The sequence below is a fragment of the Marinilabilia sp. genome (assembly GCF_016278715.1).
Classification (GTDB): domain Bacteria; phylum Bacteroidota; class Bacteroidia; order Bacteroidales; family Marinilabiliaceae; genus Marinilabilia.
The window spans coordinates 38,846-59,248 of sequence record NZ_JADQBH010000268.1 but is presented as its reverse complement, the minus strand read 5'-3'; the positions used below and the strand labels follow the sequence as shown (position 1 = coordinate 59,248).

The following is a 20,403-nucleotide window of genomic DNA, read 5'->3' as shown; positions in this document are numbered from 1 at the left end:
CCACTGAGAACCCCTCTTCCAGGGATATCAGCCATTTTTGCCGGGCCGTATTGAACAACTCCTCCCGGGTCACACCAGACTGATCCACCGCAATAATTTTCTCAGGCAGCCGAACGGTTTCTTTCTCATAGTCCAGAAAGTAACCAATATCTAAAAATGACAATATCTTTGAATGAATATCCATAAATATCAGGTCTATAAAGTGTTATTTTTCAAAAACTCTCTTTATCGAATCAAACAACCTTGTTTTCAGGTTTATCTGCCTTGGTCGGCTCCAAACAAAATTTCCAGCCCATTTTCTATATTTGTTTTAACCTGAACAATTCACAAATAATCTATTACGATGTCCAACTGTCTGCGAAAACTTATGAATTAATCAGGTTAAACAGATGCGTTATCGAATAATAAATCTGAAATTCTTTTTCTTCTTTTTACAATAATCAATCACCTCGTCAGTAAATTCCCGAAATAGCGGTCCGTTGCACATCTGTAGGCTATCTATTCCAACATCATAATTGTTCAATTCAATCATATTCACCTGACCATTTCGATTCACACAAAAATCAAAACCGATCACCCGTGTATAAAACTGTTTCCGTGCCAGCTCCTTTGCCTTTTGGGCTACTTCATGAAATTTATAGAGGTCACCCTCCTTATCAATATCCACCTCCCCCACATAAGCCGATGAATTTCCATCGCTTCCATAAACCAAGCCATTGAGCTTCCCCGTCTCAAGATTTATTCCACACGCCTTCCCCCCTTTTTTTATGTTGTCAACCACAGAACCGGGGCCACCCACTCTCAGAATGGCACTAAGAACATGTACCGAATCATCTTTAACCGACCGGTAGGTATAAACCCGGAAGGTGTTGAGTGATGTCGCATTGAAGCGCTCATAAAATGCATGTTGATAAACATAAGCCTGAACGAGAAAATTATTGTCAAAATGTTTTTCGAACCAGGCTTTATCCACAATATCATCACGCAAATACAGGCGATCACCATCACTCTTAACACAAAAAATATTTTCTCCTCCCTGCGACGCCACAGCATGTTTAACAATCACTTTCTCATGTGTTTTGGCAATATCTTTTATAATCTCGTCAATATCCCGAACACTATTATACCGGCCATCGTACCAAATACCATTCATTTTCCTTAATAAAACCTCCGGCAAAACTGAATTGTCCACAAGCAACCCATACAAATTCTTATCAGCAAAACTCCTTGAAAACTCCACATTATTCAACATGGGCTCCACATGAGTATAATACAGACTGGCAGGTACAAAATCGCAACTATCCACACCCGAAAAGGAGCTATACAGCCGTAAGTACAAATCGGGCACATTGGGTGATATTGCAAGCCATTTGTTCCTGTATTGTTGCAATTTGCCCTTTTCGGGCGTTCTCCGAATAGGGAAAGGCATGGTCCGCCAATATTCATCTCCTTTCATCACGCATCCGGTGAATATGTGATAAGTCGAAGCTCTCCTGGTAAGTTTCTTTAAACTTCTGTAGAAAAGGCCAAAAGCTCCTCTATAATAGGAAAACAATTTATATCGTATAATATTCATTCTTTCAATCAATTAATCAGCTTCGTTCGTGGAAATATTCCTACCATTTTTGCATTAATCACTCCTGACCGATTCAGATTTTTAAGAAGTTTGTTTTTTTATGCGATTTACAAAACTCAATAACTTCATCGGTGAAGCTTCCGAAAAACGGAAATCCAAAGACCTGCACACCCCCTCCCGGTTCGGACAGGTTTATTTCAATCAGCCTCGGAATACCCCGGGCATCAATATTCAGATCAATTGCAAGCAGACGGTGAAAAGGGGCGTTCAACGCAATTTTCGAGGCCAGTGCTTTTATTTCATTAAGCCCGGGAACTTTGGGTTCATCACTTAAGGGTTGCCCCGAACCATCGGGCACCACTTCAATTTTTTTCAGATCATGAGACAATCCATACAGAAACTTTCCATCAGGCAAAATATAGAAAAAGAGCCCCCCTGCCGTAATATTATCCACCATACTACCTTTTCCTCCAACTTTTAAAAGAGTATGCAAAATATGGATCTGCTCATCTTTTGGAGAGCGGTATGCATACACCCTTATTGAATTAAAGGAAGTTGGGTTAAAGCGCTTGAAAAAAGGATGGGATTCCAGAAACTCCTGAATTACGAAGTTTCTCTTATAAAAAGACACTAAATTCTTAAACGAAAGCACCACCTCTCCATTTGCACATTTCCATGCACCCTTTTTATCCCGTTCAAACACCAACACATTTTTTCCTCCCCAGGATTCGATTGCAGGTTTCGCCAATACCTTTGTTTGTTCCTTCAACTTCTGCTCAAGAACCTCCTCCGGGTTATGAATCAACCCACCAGATGAATCATAGCATATTCCGTTTAAAAACCGAAGAAATGACAACGGTTCATTATCTATTCCATAAAGTTTTCTGTAATTCCCCTTTTCAGCATATCCTCCAGACATCACCTTGTTATTCAGGGCAGGAATAATCGAAGTAAACCAAACATTCCAGGGCACATAATCAAGACTTTTTGTATTCCCTATATGACAATAAACTTCTAACTCACTCCTTGACAGCAAATAAGAAGAACTCCAGGGCAGCCATCGCTGCTTATAAGTCCGAAAAAAGTCAGCATCAATCCGGCAATGGTCAGGAATTAATTTTTCTCTTGCATTAAAAGAATCAGCATTTTCCAGGTCGTAACGCAGATAATACAAAGAAGCTGCAACCGTTCGAATGCTTCTATATGAATAACTTACTATATCGGCTTTTTTAAACATACCTCCTGATTTAAATCAAATACCTCATCAAACTGAACTATCGGAATTTCCTGCAGTCAACGTTCTTACTTCCTCTTTCATTAACCTGCGCTTCCTTTTATTGTGATCGTAAGCGGTTCGAACAATAGCGTAATATTTATAGAACTTTCGCAGCAGTTTTATTCCCGACCAATAGGTTGAATAATTTTGCTTCAAAAAACGAATCTCCTCCAGCGCCCTTTCATTCTTATTTCGGCCAATTCCGAAAACCGACTTGGACTCTTCATGCTCCCGGTAAGCTCCCATAAACACCGGAATGTGAAAAAATGTCGTTTCCTCCAAAAACCGAAACCATAAATCGGAGTCCATCACATAATGCAGTTCCTCGTTGAGTCCGTTGACACGATGCCACAAATCGGCAGTAAAAAAAGTAACCTCCTGAGGGATGCGTAACAAAAAACGGGACGACGATCGAGTAACGGTCAGGGGCTCAAAAACATCAACGATATTGCTGTTCTGATCAATAACAACACGGTCGCCATAAACCACTTCATTCTCCGGATGTTTTTGCATAAAATGAACGGCCACTTTCACCGCATCAGGATAAAGCACATCGTCAGAATTGAGCCAGTTGTAGATTTGTCCGGTAGCCCCCTTAAACCCCTTATTGATGGCGTCGCTCTGCCCATTGTCCGGCTCACTTATCCACCAGGCCAGGCGTTCTTCATACTTTTTGATGATGTCCACACTTCCATCTGTAGAACCACCGTCAACCACGATGTATTCGATATTAGTATAACTCTGATTAAGAACCGATAACATTGTTTCCTCCAAAAAATCTGCCTGGTTGAATGAAGGGGTTACAATAGTTACTTTTGGTAAATTGTTTTTATCCATTTTAATTTCTGTTTTCTCACTAGAATACGAATGAATCAAGTTCCAATTTCAACAGGAAATTCAGTTACATATATTTAATCATTCTTTAAATACATACCTGATTCAATTGTTGCATGTGAATTTTTTTATGCCTTATATGATTCATTCACTTACCACCGAACTAAATATCTCCTTTAACTTTTGTCCGACCACTTCCCGTGAAAAATGATCCTCAATTTTTTTGCGGGAAGCTTTTTGCATGGTTCCATAGCGGTCAGCGGGCATTTTCACCAATGTCTCCAAGGCATCTGCCAAAAGAGAAGTATCCACCCTCTTAACCAAAAGACCATTGTCGCCATGATCAATCATGTCAGAAATACCTCCAATATCAAATGCGACAACAGGAGTTCCACAAGAAAGAGATTCCAATACGGTATTAGGCAGATTGTCCTCCAGAGAGGGAAGTACAAAAGCAGTGCTTGCCGCATAATAACGGGCCAAATCTTCTTTTTCACTCACAAATCCGAGGTTGATAATCCGGTAAGGTACCTTCTCCAATGCAGGAGACTCTTTGGCACCAAAAACCATAAAAACCAATTCGTCAGGATCAATCCGGCCATCCAGCTTTTCCAAAGCCTCTACCAACAAATGAGCCCCTTTACGGGTATCATGCATAGAGTTGACAGCTCCGAATAACAAAACCTTTTGATGTGGGCGAATCCCCAATTCTTCCCGAAAAGCTTCACTATCCATCGGCTTGAAAATTTCTGTTTCAATACTGTATGGACACACCTCTATGCGTTTATCTCCAAACAATCTGCTCTTCTTTACCTCCCGTGCCATCCAGTTACTCGGACAAAGAATAGTCATATCCAGATGATTCCAGGCTTCATATTTTTTTCGCCAGATTTGACGGCTCCAGTCATTTTCGCCGGGGTATTTCAATTTGGGGCAATTGCCACAGCTCTGATAAAATCCGGAACAACTACCCGGATAATGACACCCTCCGGTAACAGCCCATAAATCGTGAAAAACCCAAACTACCGGTACCTTAAAACGGCCAATTTCATCGATAGACAGAAAATCATCGTTTATCCAGTTCAAACACACCAAGTCAGGATTTAATTTTCTGATTTTAGGACTACGAAACCGGGAATTTACCGGAGCTGACCAATATCCTTCATTAGGAATCTTAAGTTTCAGTGTTTTGCGCCGCTCTTGCTTTAACAGATATTTAACCAATTTTCGAATCGGCCAGGAGTGTCGCAAACTCACAATACCCGGACCCGGCTTTTGCACACTTCCCGGGGCATAAACGGCATTCCCCCCTACAGAACAATAGGCATCAAAATATCGGTTTGCCGCTATTGCAGCTCCTCCTCTTGTTTGGTTGGTACTAAGAAATACTACACGCATAAGAACAGTTTTTACCGGTTCCAGATTCCCCGGGCCGTTTTATTAATAATTCTTTTATACTGAATGGGGTGAAGCACAGCACCAAATGAAAGACAAACAATAGTACCAAGAATTACCCCGTCAGACCCCATCTCCAGATCCCTGGCAAAATAAATAGAGAGTGGGATATTTATAATCGCAATCACAATTGACATATAGAGCTGCAAACGAATCTTTCCAACCCCGTTGATCAAATACACAAATACATTGTTCCACGATTTAATTATGAAGAAAAACATCATCAACACCGACAGACGCAAGGGAACAGCAACCATGTCTCCAATCCATATATCGTAAACCCACCCCGAAATGGCCAGCATAATAAAACTCCCCACAACAGAAAAACCCCAAAGTAAAAGAAGTTGCCGTATGGATTTCTTTATCCAGCTTACCTCGTTTTTGGTGTAAGCTTGTGTAAATGCCGACCAAAAAGGCTCCAAAACGATGAGAAATAACATTTCCACAATACCGAAATACTTTCGGGCCACATTGTAGGGTACCACATCCTCCGGACCTGAAACCTGAGAGATTATAATGTTATCGGTAGAAAACATTATAATAACTGATATCTGAACTATAAAAAACTGGATCCCCACGGAGGCAAGCGACCTGAATTTGTGCCAGTCGATGTACTTCAGAGAAGGGCTGATGTGTTTGTACCGCCGGGAAAAAAGAATGAAGGAAGCAATAATTTGCACCACCACCACTGAGCCCGTGGATAAAACACCCACGACCACCAGATTCCCGTACATTATCCGGTATTTCAGGGCAATCCAGATACCGATAAAGAAAATTACGCTGGAGATGGTTCTGAGCAGCTGGCTCAATGCCGGACGTTGATCTGCCACCAAAATAGTTCCCACCAGCTGCAGAATAAAGCGCAAGGCAAAAAAAGTAAACACTATCAGCAGGGTAGTAACCAGCATTTGATTGAACGAATCATCAACCGCCACAATCTTCGGCCAGTCCAGAGCAAAAACACTTACCATCAGCAAGGCAAACATGACAACACTGATGATGGAGATGATGGTATAAGTTGAACTTACATATATACGAGCCAGTTTAATATTATTCTCAGCAAGGGCTTCGGCAAGTTTATTGCGCAACCCGGTACCCAGGCCAATATTGAAAAAACTAAACCAGTTCATGATCCCCCCCAGCGTGAGCCAGACACCATGAAGTTCTGTTCCAAGAAATTTCAGAGTCAGGGGAAATCTCAGGTAACTAATCCCTACATCCAATCCCTTGAGCCCGAACATACCCGTGATGTTCTTTTTTATTCCCTTACCCCGATCGCTCCCTGAGTTTAAAAACCTCTTTTTTATAATCTGAATAATATTCATCCTAATTTAATTTCTTTTTTAAGGTTGGATGGAATCTTCTGATTCAAAATTGACAGATTAAATGATTCCTTTAAAAAAAGACCGAGAGTCATTGAGCAACTGCCCTTGACCTCAGACTTCCATGCCTTATGCCTGATTAAAAAATAATTATTCTTTCAAACTCTTTTCATCTTCTTTTGAAGCGTAATAAGATGCAAACAGATAACACAATGCCAGCCCAAAAGTAAATACCCAATAAAAGACCATCGTTACGTTGGCCCACAGGAACACCATAAATCCATAATAACTACCCCAGAACCCGGTCCTTTTAGCCACTTTCCACAACCTGAAAGCAATAAGTATCCAAAAAGCCAAAGCCAGAAAGGTACCAACGATACCAAAAGAGTAAAGATGAGACAGATACCCCACGTGAATTTGGGACGAACGCCCGGCCAGAGCCACAAGGATTTCCTGTGTCAGGTGCTGTCCGGTGCCAAAAATCGGATTGTCGGGGAAAAACCGGGAAAAAATCTCAAAAGCGAGAATTCGTGACCCACCCGAATCGTCCAGCAAACGTTCATCTATGTAAAGGCCCACGTCATATCCGATTGCTTTAAGTACCAGCCCCATAAAGAGGACCAACGCTACCATACCCAACAAAGCCACCAACGAATTTCGCAGCAATCGTCCCCGGTAATAAAGCGCAGGAGCAGCAGCAATAAAAAAGCCCAATTGTATGTATCTGGAATTGTTGACTACCACCACAAAAAATGCTAGGACGAGCATCAGAACCGGAATACGATCCTTTTCCTTTACCTCATATCCGGTCATCACAGCCACAATGGGCAAAAATGAAAGACCAATGTCGTTGAGATTGGAAAAACCAAAAATCGATAAACGCCGGACATGAAGTGTATTGGATCCCCATGAATACCGGGACATTATTTCTTCGAAGATGTCAGGTGTAAAAAAAAACGGATCATACACTACCTGAATCATGGAAAAAACCGCGGCGACCACAATGGTGCCTTTAATCATCAACACAAGGGTTTCAATAAGTTTTTTGGAAAACAGCAGATTATCCACCACAAACAATATGGCAACAGCATGAATGGTCCGATGTAACAGGAATTCGTAAAAAATTCCTTTTCGTTCCACGGTTCCCTGCCACAAGGTAATATCCCAGATGGTATAATAGGCCGCCAGAATTATCCCGGCAATCAGATAATTCCTGAAAACAACATTGCCCGAACCCTTAGCCAGAAGCAACAGAACACCCAAAAGAACAATGGACGCACCATAAATCTTGTCCCACCCCTGATCCAAAGTGTAATAATCCACAAAACAAACAAATGGAGCCAGAACAAGAGCAAAGAAATACCAATGTACCCAGAAACGTATAGAATAAATATTGCTATTTTCTATAACCATATTTGTAATTATAATAACGCCTGTTCAGTCCCATTGTCACATCATTAAGCACTAATCCTACCCTACCGGCATTAAACTCTTTCATATTAGCAAAGGTCTTTTTCAGAACATTTAAGGGTGTATATCCTGCCCTTGTAACCATAATTACGGCATCGGCCAAAGCAAGCGTTGCGCGGGTGTCTGCGACTATCAACGGCGCTGAATCCAACACTACAAATTCAAAATGCTTTTTCACTTCTTCCAGCAACTCTCGAAACTTCTCCGACTCAAGAATCTCACTGGGATTTGGACACAGACTGCCCGCCGGAATAATAAAGAATCCTTCTTCGGTGGTCGGATAAATGATACTTTTCAAATCAACTTCTCCGTTTACAAAATCTACCAGACCAGGCTGATTCTTCAATTCAGGAGTGTAGTTTTCTACCAACTTGGGCCGTCTCAAATCAAGCTCAACCAAAAGGGTGGGGCGTTCAAGGCGGGCCAGAGACCTGGCCAAATAAAATGAAGTAAAAGTCTTTCCCTCTCCCTGCACCGAAGAGGAAATCAAAATCAATTCCGACTTGGAAAGATGGGGCTTTCCATCCTTGCAGAATGCCAGAATATGACTCCTCAGGGTACGAATAGACTCTAACTGAGCCGAGAACTGGTTCTTTCCCGATAGTTGACGGGATGACCTGGCATGAATTATTTCTCCAAGGAAGTGGGCACCATCTATATTCTTTAGGTCCTTTTCATCACTGACTTTCCCAAAAACATTATCAAAAAACAGTGCAGAAATAGTCCCGAACAAAAGCGCAAGAAAAACAGCAAACCCGGTAAGTCTATTTGCTTTTGGGCTAACCAGCTCAGCATAAGAAGGCGGGTCAAAAACCTCATAATCAGGCAGATTTGAAGCACGGGCGATTTGTGATTCCGCTTTTTTCTGCATCAGATAAGTATAAGTTTCGTCATTTAATCTGAAATCGCGTCGGTAGGTTTGTAAATTTCTCTGTGTTTCGGGAAGTTTTCTTATCTGCCCCTGAATGGTAGCCATTCTGGATTCAGCTTTCCGCAATTCCTGCTGCGCAATATTCAAGGCATAGCGCACATTTTCACGAATGGTACGTCTGAGATTGGAAATTCTGGATTCCACCTGGCTGAGCAAGGGACTTTTAGTCTGTTCATTTTCAACAAGTCGTGTCCGTTGTCCAACCAACCCGATATACTCTTCCATCAGTATGCTCAATGAATTGTTATTGAGCGCCATCACTGCCGACATCGAATACTCCGTATAATCATCATCCCGCCCGATTTGATCAGACAAATAGGTAAGATAATCGACCTGAGTTTCATAACCTGCTTTCTGTTCCTGAATTCGGGCCAATTCGTTGTATAAGCGATCGGCACTTTGACTCACATCCATGACATCACGGGCCGATTGGTATCGCTGCAGCGTTCGCTCTGCCTGTTTCAATGAATCTGAGACAGATGAAAGCAGGGAATCAATATAATCGATAGTGGAATTGGCAATGTGGTTTTTTCGTTTCAGGTTGTTTTCTATCACTGTTTCCAAAAAAGCCCTGAGAAAATCCATCCCTTTTTCAGGATTATTGGTGCGATAACGAATATTAACCACCGTACCGTTCAAGTTAGCAGCTTCCAACACCAAACGGTCTTTGAACCTAGCCACCAATTGATCGTCATTACTGATAATAAATTTATATTTACTATTCAGCAGCACCTCCCAGTTGTCATCCTCCAGAAAGATGGTAAATTTAAAATGCTCATTAGAGAAGGGTTCTCCAAAATTTCCCACACCGGAAAAATCATAGCCCTCAATCTTTCGGGTAAACGACTGATTCAAAAAATCATAGACACCACCATCTCCTTTATTTACAGAAATACGGTATTGTTCTTCATTGAGAATTTCCAATTCAAACCGGACCCCAACCAACTGAGGGACAGCTCCATCCATCACAACTTTAAAAGGAGTCGAGTTATACAACTCTTCATCAAACATCCATTTAGTCTGGTAATACTCAATTCGGGTATTAAACTTGGAAATGGCTTCTCTAATAATGGGTGAGGCCTGAATGGTTAACAAGCTGTTCTCAAAACTATTGCGTCCGGCGAAAAGTTCGGACCCCGGAATAAAAGAAGAGGGATCTGCCACTCCGCGTTGGCGTTCATGCACTACCAACTTGGCATTCAGTTCATGGATTTTGGGTTTTGATTTTATATAAAAAAAAGCCAGTCCCACGAAAAATATTAAAAAAACAGGATATAATTTCCAATATTTTGAGAGGCGACGAAAAGCATTTCGAACGTCATCAGAAACATTGTCTCTTTGAATCATAATTCATTCCTCCTTATGTAATCGAATATGAGTAGCGAAGTTGTTGCAGCCGACAGGATAAGAGAAAAAGGCACCTGGTTAATTCCCCAAATGCGTCGATTCATGGGCTCTACATAAACCACATCGCCCGATTTCAGATAGTAAAAATCGGAGATGAAAAGGTTTTTATTGGTGAGGTCGACACTATTTTTATGGATACGCCCATTGCGTTCCCGAACAATAACTACCTTCTCCCGGTTGCCATATTCCTGAATATCTCCGGCCAGGCCCAGCGCCTGAAAAATGTTGATGTTTTCTCCGGAGTAATAATACCTTCCGGGGTTGCTCACCTGGCCAATGACGGTAACATTCTTATTCACAAAAGAAACTTTGACCGATGGAGAATAAAAATAGCTTTTCAGCTCCTCCTGCATTTCGGCAGCCACTTCATCAACAGTTTTTCCGGCCACATGAACCTGACCAAGCAATGGCATGTCTATGTTCCCGTTTTCATCCACCTGATAGGAAATTAGAGAATAGTCGGTGGTGGTACGCCCTCCCATTCTAATCTCTCCTGAAGATATTAAATCAGGACTCTCTTCGTTGAAACTGCTTACATTCACATACAATTCATCGAAGGTCTGAATTAATGCTCTTTTCTGTTCATTGACAAATTCATGCCCCAGGTCTCTGTTATGACTTTCTTCTTGAACATATACCATTTTATTGGTAGTCATGCAGCCGGAAAGAAAAATTATCCACATGGCCCAAATAGTTATTTTTTTCATTATCTCTTCTCTCTTTGTTTAGCACAAAATTAGGCCCAATAAAAGGAGAATGTCAATCGCATTTTTATTGGTGAGTAATCATAAAAACGGATATTCCATTACCTTTTTTTCTTTCAGGCCTTACCCCTAAACACTATTAGCCAAAACCTTATATAAAAAAATGCCGTGCAATACAGCTATTTTCTGTAAAACACAGCATTTGACAAATACAGGCCCTTACAGGACGAAGGATTTCTAATAATGGATAAATAAATCCTTAATTCTCCTGATCACCTATTAAAAGGCTCAACGATTAACTCCAAATCCCCCCTGTTCAGCCCGCGGGGAAATTCAACCTGATAGCTGCCGGATTCGCCCGGCAATAAGGTCACGAAATTATCGCTCCACAGGGCCGGTAATATTTCATGTCCACTACGGCTATCAATCAACTTCATCTGGACAAGCAAGGCAATTGATGGACCTTTGTTCTCAACGTTAACCTCATACTTATCAGGTTGATCATCTACTTTTAATAAGTCAGCTTTCAACTCCGGTGCTTCTATTTCTGAAAGTGATGTAAAATCATTTTTAGGATGTAACCAGTAAATATTATCGGTTAGAAGATTCCCATCTGCATCGGTCACTGTAAGTTTCACAAAGACCAGGTCCTCCACCTCAGGCAGAATAATGCCCGTGTTAATGGATGAGGATTGCAAAACATTCACTCCCTCAACTATTTTCCAGACCTCCTTCATTGAAGCATCATAACCATCAGCAGAAATAAGAACCTCACCTCTCGACTGCGATGTTGCATTTACCACAAACACCTCGCCCGTGGCCCTGTTCAACTGAACATTGAAAGATGCAAAAGCCTTTTTAGCTGAATAGTATCCAGCATGCGCCTGCTCATACCAGTCGTATAACTGCCACACCAAACTGGGCCAACTGGAGTTGGACTTCCATAACAACATTCCGGTAGAATTATCCCACATCTGGATGCCAATAGCACTTATTGCAGCCTGGTAAGCCGAATAGTTCTGTAATTGTGCCTTCGCAAAATAGCTTTCCACGCCTTCCTGATTGGTGGTCTCAGGCCCGCCATAATCATTTCTTATTATATTATCGAGAGCTGTAAATTTTCGAGAGTCCTGTCCTGGAAAATTTGCTGCATCGTGATAGGCCCAGGTTCCATCAACAGGATAAGTTTTCAGGTTCTTGTCCTGACCAATTTCAGGGATAAATCTCCGAACACTCTCAATAACCGGAACCCCGCTGGCGCCAATTTCACTACTGTAACCATGTAATTTGGGATGCGTAAAAAACTCCTCCGGTCTGATAGAATGATAAGGACCGCCACCGTGTAATCCGTCGCCATTGGAGGTCTTCAGGAAAAAGCGACTTGACCGGTTGTCGAAATTGGCCAGCACCTCGTTAACTAGAAGACTTTCACGTGGATTAACACCCTCGTTACCACCGCACCACATAAACAGAGCTGGATGATTGCGATATCGCTTCACAATCCCTGTTGAGATGGTTTTGAACAAATCTTTTTCGGGCTGATATCCGGGGGTATTCTTAAAAGTGCCCCAATAATCGTTTAGAAAATCCTGCCAAATTAGAATTCCATTTTTGTCAGCAGCTTCAAAAAAAGCTTTCGGAGGCACACCTGTAGGTCCCCACACTCTCAATACGTTGAGATTGGCATTTTTTGTAAGCAATATCTCCTCTTCATAACGGGAGGAAGTCCAGTTCAGCATCATGTCAATCACCCAGTTACCTCCTTTCAGGAAGATATCCTGCCCGTTGATGGTAAAAATTCGGCTATCCTCCACGCGCGACGCGATCTCACGGACTCCGTGGTGTTCAGTAACACTGGAAATATCACCGCCGCTGGTCTTTGCAGTAAGATTCACTTCATAAAGATGAGGATCTCCATAGCCAACCGGCATCCATAATTGAGGGTCCTGAATTCGTAACTGTTTCACTTCCTTCTTAGTCAATTCCAAATATTTGGTCTCCTCACCGACCAGCACAAAAGGAATACTGAATTTGATGGTATCTGTTTCAAAGATTACTTTTCCAGTCAGGTTTCCCTCTTTCATATTTGAAGAATGATTCACCAGGTTCGCAGATATCACCATATCAGCATAATCTGCTTTCGGAAGATGGAGATCAGAAGTGATATAAACATCCTGAAGTTCCACCTCATCGGTAAAAGAAAGAAAAACATCTTCGGTAATACCCATATCACGGTCTCTCACAGCCGGCTGCCAGTCCCAGCCCAAGGCATCCCACTTGGTATAGTTTTTTCCAATCATCCCATCGCCCATATTCACTCCCGGGTCACCAAATGGTTCAAGAGGTGGAACACCTGGCTCGCCGGGAACATCAACAGGAAAAACAGCAACTGCCAGATGGTTTTCCCTGTCGGTTTTTAGCAGATCGGTAACCTCAAAACGAAACTGACGTTCCATTCCAACCATCTGTGAAGAATCTGCCAATAACTTGCCATTAAGCCACAATTCAGCACGATAATTTAACTCGTTAAAGTTGAGCCACACCTGCTGATTTTCTTTCTTCCTTTCAAATTCAAAGGAAGTAACATACCAATAGGGGGCTTTCCAGGGATTCTCACCATCGATATGACTATACTTCAACAAGTCGTATTTTTCATTAAAATCAGTATTCATGTCGGGAATCAGCATGTTGTTTTTCGCAATATAGGGATTGGGATAAACGCCGTTACGCACCAGAACCGTCAATACCGTAGCCGGTAAAGAAGTAGAATGCCAACCATCCGTGCCTACATCTCCTGATGAGAGTTTCTTCCCTCCGACACCAACCAATGCTGATGATTTCACAGACCATCGGTAGCGCAACAGTTGCGAGTTTTCCGGGAGTTTGATTAATGGCTGGTCGTCTACAATAAAGGCTGTCTTTTTACCTTCGGTTCGGTTTTCTCCTTTCATAGCCATAATCTGCCATTCATTCTCACCAAACGATAAAGCAAAAGGAACATAAGTATTGACTTTGGCTCCCAGTGAATCCATCATAACTCCGTTGATCCAAACCTCCTGCCAGTCGCACTCCACAGGAACCCACGCTAACACTGGCGTATTGGTTACAACGGTTTCATTATTAGAGGGGGTTACCGGCTCCGGGCCAACTTTTGCCAAACAGCCGGTAAAAAGGGAAGAAAACATTAAAAGAGAGAAAGAAACCGCTCCTGAATTTCTAAAAAATGTGTAACGCATAGCTTTGAAAATAAATATTGATACTATTTTACCGATTTATTGTATTTTTCTGTATGCAAGGCAATAACAATGATAAACATAGCATTTTCTCAACAAAAACAATCAATAATTGCTCCTTCACACAAATACCAGGCAGTATTGCAGAATGTGTTTCTATTCTTTACCAATACCGGACACTTGCTTCTCATTCTAAACATTCAACTATACCGATAATATAAAAATAGCACCAGAAGAATTTATTTTACCATTGAGAAACCCAATAGAGCATTTAGTGGAGGTTTAAAAAAAAAATAAGGACTGAAAATCATCAATCAAAGACGCACATTTTTCAACATATTGGGGCAATCAAAAAAAACTTAAACAAAAAGACGCTCCAAAGCAAAAAAAAACCACCGGAATTCTCTCTCCGATGGTTATTTCTTATATGTCTTAAAGCAATACTCCGTTAAGCTTTTAAAAACAGTTGATAATCAATCAATTAAAGAACCAGACAAACAGAGCACTACTCACTCATAATAAAAACTTTGCGTCATTGCCTCTCTGCGTTTAAGCTTTTTTTTAACGGACTATTGTGTTAAAAGACCTTTTATATTGATTCGCCAAGAATACTATCTGGGCAATTTTATTCTGTAACTCACATCCACTTTCCCTTTACTAATGGCATTCAGTTTCCCTTTCAGCAGCCTTTTTTTCAGAGGGGCCAGATGATCTACAAAAAGGATTCCATCAATATGGTCATACTCATGCTGAATAACACGTGCGGCCCAACCTTCATAAACTTCATCATGCTCAGTAAATTCAGCGTCCACATATTGAATCCGGATCCGGGAAAGACGGCCAACATCCTCACTAATACCGGGTAAACTCAAACAACCTTCACTGTCTGAAACTTTATCCCCATCACGTTCTACAATGTGCGCGTTTATAAATACCTTTTTAAAATCGGCCAACTCGGGCATATCCTTGCCAAGAGGAGTTGCATCAATTACAAAAATCCGTTTCGATAAGCCAATCTGAGGGCCTGCCAAGCCTATTCCTTCGGCTTTATACATGGTTTCAAACATATCATCAATCAACTGTTGGAAACCCTCTTTTTCATCGGGCATGAAATCTTCAGCTTCTTTCCTCAACACAGGATGCCCGTAAACTACTACAGGATATATCATTTTTTGTTATTTGTTTGTTTTTATTGTTTTTTTAGGGAGGGGGGCTTTGAGCCACCCGCTAAAGCACGGGTGCTAATCTCATATTTTGAAAGAATTATACCCGCCCTTTGAACCCAAAACATTGAACCCCTTCAACTAGCTCGCCTTGTGCTTCCAGCTAAGCGTTCAAAAGATCACAGTTTTTCACCCGTTGCTCTTTGCTCCATGCCCTTTGCTCCTTCAGCCAAGACTTCCTCCATTATTATTTTCTTCCAGATAAGTCTGAAGAATAATGGTTGCACTGATTTTGTCCACCAGCATTTTATTCTGTCGTTTCTTTTTACTCAGGCCTGCATCAATCATGGTCTGAAATGCCATTTTACTGGTATATCGCTCATCCACCATGTGAACAGGAACATGCGGATATTTGTTTTGCAGGGAGCGTACAAAGGGTCTGATTTGCTTCATGGAATCAGAATCTTCTCCCGAATCTTTAGTGGCATGGCCAACCACAAAAGCCTCCACCTCCTCTTTGGCCAGATATTCTTCCAGAAAAGAATAGATTTTTGCCGATGGTATGGTATCCAGTCCATTGGCAATTATCTGTAAAGGATCAGTTACTGCCACTCCTATTTTCTTTTTCCCGTAATCGAAAGCGAGGATTCTTCCCACAATTTATTATTTTTCTGGTGCAAAATTAACAAAAAAAGCGGGAACCACCCGGCTCCCGCTTTCTAAATAAGATATTAACAAGTTGGTTATTGCTCCCGGGCAGCAGCCTGAGCAGCAGCCAAACGTGCAATAGGCACACGATAAGGCGAACAACTTACATAGTCCATTCCGGTGCGATGGCAGAACTCAACTGAAGAAGGTTCACCTCCGTGCTCACCACAGATACCTACTTTCAGATCGCTTTTAACACTACGCCCGCGCTTGGTTCCCACCTCCACCAACTGGCCTACACCTTCCTGATCCAAAACCTGGAAAGGATCATCTTTCAGAACACCCTTCTCAAGATAAATAGGCAGGAATTTTCCGGCATCATCACGAGAATAACCAAAAGTCATCTGTGTAAGGTCGTTGGTTCCAAAGGAAAAGAAGTCTGCTTCCGCTGCAATCAGGTCAGCAGTTAGTGCAGCACGTGGAATTTCAATCATGGTACCTACCAGGTAGTCAATTTTATCACCACGCTCCTTAAATACAGTTTCTGCAGTCTCACGAATAATATCAGCCTGCATCTTGAACTCTTTAAGAGTTCCAATCAGCGGCACCATAATTTCAGGACGGGCATCAACGCCTTTTTTCTTCAAATTAAGGGCAGCCTCGATAATAGCGCGTGCCTGCATTTCGGTAATCTCGGGATAAGTGATTCCCAAGCGGCAACCACGATGTCGCAACATGGGGTTGAACTCTTCCAAATCGGCAACAGTGTTGCGAATTTGTTCGATGGGCACTCCCATTTCTTCGGCCAGTGCTTTCTGAGTAGCCTGCTGATGAGGCACAAACTCGTGCAATGGCGGATCAAGCAAACGAACAGTAACACCATATCCGGCCATCGCTTCAAAGATACCCTCGAAGTCTTCGCGCTGATAAGGAAGTAACTTGGCAAGTGCTTTTTTACGTCCTTCTACGGTTGAGGAAAGAATCATCTCACGCATAGCCTTGATACGCGCACCTTCGAAGAACATGTGTTCAGTCCGGCAAAGGCCGATACCCTTGGCACCAAAATCACTGGCTACTTTCGCATCATTGGGAGAATCTGCATTGGTACGTACACTCATTTTTGCAAACTTGTCCGACAAATCCATTATAAGTGCAAAATCACCGCTCATATCAGGTTTACGCGTCAACACTTTACCTTCGTAAACTTCACCGGTAGAGCCGTTCAAAGAAATCCAGTCACCTTCGTGATAAACCTTACCATCAATAGTCATGGTACGTGCTCGGTAATCGAGTTTTACAGAACCGGCACCTGACACACAGCATTTACCCATACCACGGGCAACTACGGCAGCATGTGAGGTCATACCCCCACGGGCGGTCAAAATACCACGGGCCACGTTCATACCCTCGAGGTCTTCAGGAGAAGTCTCGGTACGCACCAAAATAGCCTGCTCAAATTTAGTTGCCTCATCGGCAAAGAAAACGACTTGTCCGGTTGCGGCACCTGGAGATGCAGGCAACCCTTTGGCCAATACTTTGGCTGAACGAATGGCCGTTGAATCAAATACCGGGTGAAGCAATTCATCAAGCTTACCGGGTTCGAGGCGCAGTAAAGCAGTTTTTTCATCAATGAATTTGTCACGATACATATCCATGGCAATTTTCACCATAGCAGCACCGGTACGTTTTCCGTTACGGGTTTGCAACAACCAGAGTTTTCCTTCCTGAATGGTAAACTCAAGATCCTGCATATCCTTATAGTGATTTTCAAGCTTTTTCTGAACTTCAAACAATTCCTTGAAAAGCTTTGGCATGGTTTCCTCCAGTGAAGGGAATTTGCTTGCGCGTTCCTCTTCAGAAATACCCTGAAGTTTGGCCCAACGTTTACTTCCTTCCAAAGTAATTTCCTGAGGTGTACGGATACCAGCCACCACGTCTTCTCCCTGAGCATTGATCAGATATTCACCGTTGAAAATATTCTCTCCGGTGGCGGCATCACGGGTAAATGCAACACCAGTTGCAGATGAATCACCCATGTTTCCAAATACCATAGCCTGAACATTCACCGCAGTACCCCATTCATCAGGAATACCATTCAGACGGCGATAATATACAGCACGGCTGTTGGTCCAGCTGTCGAATACGGCAGCTACTGCTCCCCACAACTGTTCATAAGCATCAACAGGAAAATCTTTGCCGGTACGTTTTTTAACTGCAGCTTTAAACTTCTGAACAAGACTTTTCAGGTCATCCACAGTGAATTGAGTATCCAGTTCGATACCTTTTTCTTCCTTCACTTTTTCCATGATTTCCTCAAAAGGATCTGAATCTTCTTTTGATTCAGGCTTAAGACCCATCACCACGTCACCATACATCTGGATAAAACGGCGATATGAATCCCAGGCAAATCGGGGATTTCCGCTCTTTTTGGCCATTCCTTCCACAACTTCATCGTTCAGTCCCAGGTTCAGGATGGTATCCATCATACCAGGCATTGAAGCCCGGGCACCTGAACGTACAGAAACCAATAAAGGATTTTCCTTGTCGCCAAACTTTGTTCCGGTTTGCGCTTCTACCTGAGCAATAGCCTTCTCAACTTCGTCTTTCAGAAGTGACACCACCTTGTCATGTCCCAACTCATTGTACTCAGTACAAACATCAGTCGTGATAGTAAAACCGGGAGGTACCGGCACTCCAATAAGGTTCATCTCTGCCAGGTTGGCTCCCTTACCCCCAAGGAGCTCCTTCATATCGGTTCTACCCTCGGCTTCTCCGTTTCCAAATGTGTAAACACGCTTCTCACTCATAATTGTTTCTTTTGTAATGTTTTATGATTAAGCTTAATAATTTTTTATTTTACGGCCCTAAAATTAATCAATTTTCCATCGAAAACTCAATAATTTAATAGTTTAGATGGCCTATTTGTTAAATTCTTACAATAAACAATAACACAAAGATTACTTTTAGCCTGATTTATTCATGAATATTCGTTATGAGAAGTTCAAAAAGCAGGAAATACAATCAACCGCAGGTTAAATTAATGAAGGAAATAATGAATTATTTTCAAACTTATTTTGTTGAGGACGATTGTAGTTCGCAGATAGTTGAACATCGTAATAGGTTATTTGTGGATTAATAAGGTTAGTAACTTCATTATATAAATTTCCATTCCTCCCCAGAGATTCACTAAAAAAACCGGACTGTCCGCGATGGACAAATCCGGTTGTATATATTCTTTCCACAAGCTTTAACGCACGGGATACTTTTTGAAGTATTCTTTAGATTTCATCAGAAAATCAACATATTGGCCACGCTTATAGGCAAACGGTTCGGTAATTCGGCTGTGTGCCATTTTGCCTTTAAAGTCATCAATGGAGTTATAGCCTTTCTCTTTCATCCAGTCACTCAACTCACTGAGCATTTTGCCGATTTGCTCGGGGCCATTCCGATAGATGGTACTAACGACCTGAGCCACGTCGGCTCCGGCAAGCAGAGCTGCTATCAAATCTTCTCCATCAAGAATTCCAGTATTTGCAGCAATACTGGCCTGAAGACGTCCGTGCAACAGTCCTGCATACCTCAGAGACAAGCGGCTATCACCTTTATGACTCAGATTGTAAGGCATTTCAAACTCCTCTTGCCAGATATTAATATCCGGTTGAAACAAGCGGTTGAACAGAACGAAAGCTTCAGCTCCATCTTCACTTAACCTGTTGATAAACTCTAATGCGTTGGTATAAAAAGGACTCAACTTAACAGAAACAGGAATTTGGACCTTCCTTTTAACTCTTTTAAGAATCTCAATTCTGGTGCTTTCAATCTCCTGAGGAGTTTTGTTGGCATCGGTAATAGTACTGTAGAAATTGAGCTCCAAACCATCAACCCCGGTAGAGGCGAGAAGCTCTGCATACTCCTCCCATGTAGAATCATAAATACAATTCAGACTAGCAATAACGGGAATGGAAACTGATTCCTTCAGCTCCTTAACAGCCATCAAATGAGCCCTGGGGCCCGAATGCTCCACCTTAGGAAAGAGGTCAATCATTTCAGCATTCCGTTCATCATATTCATGCAAATCCTCTTCCAGCTCAGCCGTTTCCAGATTTATTTGTTCTTCGAACAGTGATTTGTAAACAATGGCTGATGCGCCTGCATCTTCCAGTTTTTTGACCATTTCCTTATCAGTCACCAGATTACTGGCACCAATAATTAAGGGGTTTTTCAGGGGAATCCCCATGTAATGTGTAGATAGATCCATATTCTCAGGCTTCATTTTCATGATTAATAATTTATGACATCTGATTTATTAACAAGACTAATGTCTGTTTTGTTGAAAAAACGACAACAAAACTTAAATGACAACTTTCATTAAGTTTTGCATTTC

13 protein-coding genes and 1 pseudogene are annotated in these 20,403 nt (G+C 41.9%); all 14 read right to left on the bottom strand.

The genetic code is table 11. The features are described 5' to 3' along the window. Positions 1-184 (bottom strand): annotated as a pseudogene (locus QZZ43_RS16545) (hypothetical protein); the annotation flags it as partial. Between the two features lie 210 nt (positions 185-394). Beyond that, a complete protein-coding gene (locus QZZ43_RS16540; RefSeq protein ID WP_291861666.1) occupies positions 395-1,576 on the bottom strand; it encodes a sugar-transfer associated ATP-grasp domain-containing protein in 1,182 nt (393 codons plus the stop codon). A 73-nt stretch (positions 1,577-1,649) separates the two neighbouring features. After that, positions 1,650-2,813 (bottom strand): sugar-transfer associated ATP-grasp domain-containing protein, encoded by a 1,164-nt coding sequence (locus tag QZZ43_RS16535; protein WP_291861664.1) that lies wholly within the window; start codon positions 2,811-2,813, stop codon positions 1,650-1,652. Positions 2,814-2,840: 27 nt separating this feature from the next. Then, positions 2,841-3,689, bottom strand: a complete 849-nt coding sequence (locus QZZ43_RS16530) for a glycosyltransferase family 2 protein (RefSeq protein WP_291861662.1) — start codon at positions 3,687-3,689, stop codon at positions 2,841-2,843. A 141-nt stretch (positions 3,690-3,830) separates the two neighbouring features. Then, entirely contained in the window at positions 3,831-5,084 is a 1,254-nt protein-coding gene (locus QZZ43_RS16525) for a glycosyltransferase (protein ID WP_291861660.1), read from the bottom strand. A gap of 11 nt (positions 5,085-5,095) precedes the next feature. Further along, positions 5,096-6,466, bottom strand: a complete 1,371-nt coding sequence (locus tag QZZ43_RS16520) for an MATE family efflux transporter (protein WP_367221680.1) — start codon at positions 6,464-6,466, stop codon at positions 5,096-5,098. A gap of 147 nt (positions 6,467-6,613) precedes the next feature. Beyond that, complete coding sequence (locus QZZ43_RS16515; RefSeq protein ID WP_291861656.1) at positions 6,614-7,876, bottom strand: O-antigen ligase; 1,263 nt, start codon at positions 7,874-7,876, stop codon at positions 6,614-6,616. Beyond that, positions 7,860-10,211 (bottom strand): exopolysaccharide transport family protein, encoded by a 2,352-nt coding sequence (locus QZZ43_RS16510; RefSeq protein ID WP_291861655.1) that lies wholly within the window; start codon positions 10,209-10,211, stop codon positions 7,860-7,862. Before QZZ43_RS16510 ends, QZZ43_RS16515 begins: the two co-directional genes overlap by 17 nt. Further along, positions 10,208-10,978, bottom strand: coding sequence for a polysaccharide biosynthesis/export family protein (locus QZZ43_RS16505; protein WP_291861653.1), 771 nt, complete (start codon positions 10,976-10,978; stop codon positions 10,208-10,210). Before QZZ43_RS16505 ends, QZZ43_RS16510 begins: the two co-directional genes overlap by 4 nt. Before the next feature lie 269 nt (positions 10,979-11,247). Next, entirely contained in the window at positions 11,248-14,211 is a 2,964-nt protein-coding gene (locus QZZ43_RS16500) for a beta galactosidase jelly roll domain-containing protein (RefSeq protein WP_291861651.1), read from the bottom strand. 608 nt (positions 14,212-14,819) lie between these two features. Continuing rightward, positions 14,820-15,377 (bottom strand): peptide deformylase, encoded by a 558-nt coding sequence (def, locus tag QZZ43_RS16495; RefSeq protein ID WP_291861649.1) that lies wholly within the window; start codon positions 15,375-15,377, stop codon positions 14,820-14,822. Between the two features lie 219 nt (positions 15,378-15,596). Next, positions 15,597-16,028 (bottom strand): Holliday junction resolvase RuvX, encoded by a 432-nt coding sequence (gene ruvX, locus QZZ43_RS16490; RefSeq protein ID WP_291861647.1) that lies wholly within the window; start codon positions 16,026-16,028, stop codon positions 15,597-15,599. A gap of 86 nt (positions 16,029-16,114) precedes the next feature. Beyond that, positions 16,115-18,826, bottom strand: a complete 2,712-nt coding sequence (gene ppdK / locus QZZ43_RS16485) for a pyruvate, phosphate dikinase (RefSeq protein ID WP_291861645.1) — start codon at positions 18,824-18,826, stop codon at positions 16,115-16,117. Between the two features lie 440 nt (positions 18,827-19,266). Next, a complete protein-coding gene (locus tag QZZ43_RS16480) occupies positions 19,267-20,298 on the bottom strand; it encodes a dihydroorotate dehydrogenase-like protein (protein WP_291861643.1) in 1,032 nt (343 codons plus the stop codon). Positions 20,299-20,403: the final 105 nt, after the last annotated feature.

Coding starts and splice junctions, on each gene's coding strand:
- QZZ43_RS16540 (WP_291861666.1), bottom strand. CDS start 1,576: ATGAATATTATACGATATAAATTGTTTTCCTATTATAGAGGAGCTTTT.
- QZZ43_RS16535 (WP_291861664.1), bottom strand. CDS start 2,813: ATGTTTAAAAAAGCCGATATAGTAAGTTATTCATATAGAAGCATTCGA.
- QZZ43_RS16530 (WP_291861662.1), bottom strand. CDS start 3,689: ATGGATAAAAACAATTTACCAAAAGTAACTATTGTAACCCCTTCATTC.
- QZZ43_RS16525 (WP_291861660.1), bottom strand. CDS start 5,084: ATGCGTGTAGTATTTCTTAGTACCAACCAAACAAGAGGAGGAGCTGCA.
- QZZ43_RS16520 (WP_367221680.1), bottom strand. CDS start 6,466: ATGAATATTATTCAGATTATAAAAAAGAGGTTTTTAAACTCAGGGAGC.
- QZZ43_RS16515 (WP_291861656.1), bottom strand. CDS start 7,876: ATGGTTATAGAAAATAGCAATATTTATTCTATACGTTTCTGGGTACAT.
- QZZ43_RS16510 (WP_291861655.1), bottom strand. CDS start 10,211: ATGATTCAAAGAGACAATGTTTCTGATGACGTTCGAAATGCTTTTCGT.
- QZZ43_RS16505 (WP_291861653.1), bottom strand. CDS start 10,978: ATGAAAAAAATAACTATTTGGGCCATGTGGATAATTTTTCTTTCCGGC.
- QZZ43_RS16500 (WP_291861651.1), bottom strand. CDS start 14,211: ATGCGTTACACATTTTTTAGAAATTCAGGAGCGGTTTCTTTCTCTCTT.
- def (WP_291861649.1), bottom strand. CDS start 15,377: ATGATATATCCTGTAGTAGTTTACGGGCATCCTGTGTTGAGGAAAGAA.
- ppdK (WP_291861645.1), bottom strand. CDS start 18,826: ATGAGTGAGAAGCGTGTTTACACATTTGGAAACGGAGAAGCCGAGGGT.
- QZZ43_RS16480 (WP_291861643.1), bottom strand. CDS start 20,298: ATGAAAATGAAGCCTGAGAATATGGATCTATCTACACATTACATGGGG.